We start from the raw sequence: 1,622 nt of genomic DNA, 5'->3' as shown, positions 1-1,622 counted from the left end.
CCTCGAACTTTCGTGACGGTCTGCCGACGGAGTCGGCAGACCGTTCTTGCGTTCGGTGCTGATGGTGGGCAGGTCGGAGGCCCGGCTCTCGCGTCGGGTGTGCGCCGGGTTCCACTGCTCCGGGAAATGGTGTGGGTCGTAGGGACGGCGGGTCGCTTGTCAGCCAGGGTTGGGCAGCAGGGCGAGCCGTTCGAGCGCCCCTGTGATCACTTCGTTCCAGGGCCAGTGGCGGGCGAATCTCAAGTGCCGTTGGCGGGCGGTAGTGACGAGTTGGGCGGCGGCGGAGAACAACCGGAGCCGGAGCCGGCGGGGTTCCCAGAGCCGGGCTTTGCCGGTCAGGGCGAGCATCGGCATCCAGGCCAGCAGCTCGAGTGCGAGCTGGACGATCTCCAGCCAGATCTGGTTCTGCGCGACCTCGTGGAGGGGCAGGTTGCGCAGACCGGTGGCGCGGGCGGCCCGGATGCGGTCCTCGGCGCGGGCCCGTCGGCGGTGCCGTAGCTCCAGATCGGCGATCGGGACGCTGGTGGTGTTGGTGGCGAAGCAGGTGAGCCGCAGTCCGTCGGCGTCTGTCAGACGCAGCTGGGCTCCGGGGTGGGGACGTTCCTTGCGGACGATCAGCCGCATCCCCTTCGGCCAGCTGCCCAGGCAGTCGCCGGACAGTTCGGCGACCCAGGCGCCGTCCCGGATCTCGCCGCCGGGCTCGACGGCGGGTGTCCAAGCGGTGGTCGGGACCTTCAGTACGGCTTGGTGGATGGCATCGGTGATGGTCATGCCGACCGAGTAGGACAGCCACCGGCCGCGCTGGGCGAGCCAGGCCACGAACTCGTGGGTGCCGCCGCCGGAGTCGGTGCGGATCAGCGTCCGTCGCCCGCGCCGGTAGTGCTTCGGTAGTTGGGCCAAGGCCAGTTGAGCCGTTTCGATGTGGTCGGCTGCGGTGTTGCTGCCCGCGTTCCCGGGCCGCAGCAGGGCCGCCACCGGCTCTCCGCTGCCCTGTGGTCCATGGTCAAGGAAGGCCATGAGCGGGTGGTGACCGAAGGTCCTCTTCCAGGTCGGTGTCGCATCCTGCTTCTCGGAGTGCGCCAGGACCAGCACCCCGTCCAGATCCACGACCACCTGCCCGGTCGCGTCCGGTGCCGCAGAGCCGGCCAGCTTCCACACCCGCTCGCGGGCTTCCGCCCGCGCGGTGCGGATCGCTGTCAGGGCCTTCGGCCCGGCCGCGGCGAGGGTATCGATCAGGCGGGAGACGGTCGGGTCGGAGGCCACCGGACCGAACACGGCCGGCTCGGCCCGCAGCATCCCGACATCGGCGAGACAGTCACCGCCCAGCGCGACCGCCAGCGCCACGTCCATCAGGATCTTCCCCGGGTCGTGGATCGCGCGAGGACGCCGCCACGGCGTCAGCGCGGTCGATATCGCCTCATCCAGCCCGGACTTGCGGCTCGTCTCGACCAGCAGCACCCCACCGGCTTGCGAGACCACCCCGCGACCACCGCCCTCGACGCGGACACGCGGATAGGACCCGATACGCTTCTTCACCTGGGAAGTGCCTCCGACGGCGGCGGGAACAGGGATCTCGACAATCCACATTCTCGCTGGTCAGAGGCACTTTCTGCTTATGTGAT

At 69.7% G+C, this 1,622-nt stretch carries 1 protein-coding gene; it reads right to left on the bottom strand.

Annotated features, from left to right (window positions below; all coding sequences use genetic code 11):
• Positions 1 to 159 precede the first annotated feature (159 nt).
• A complete protein-coding gene (locus ACFYNS_RS31845) occupies positions 160 to 1,536 on the bottom strand; it encodes an IS1380 family transposase (protein ID WP_388606380.1) in 1,377 nt (458 codons plus the stop codon).
• Between the last annotated feature and the right edge of the window lie 86 nt (positions 1,537 to 1,622).

Source organism: Streptomyces sp. NPDC006925, assembly GCF_042869575.1.
Taxonomy (GTDB): Bacteria; Actinomycetota; Actinomycetes; order Streptomycetales; family Streptomycetaceae; genus Streptomyces.
The sequence above is the reverse complement of the archived record's forward strand: the minus strand, read 5'-3'. Positions and strand labels throughout refer to the sequence as shown.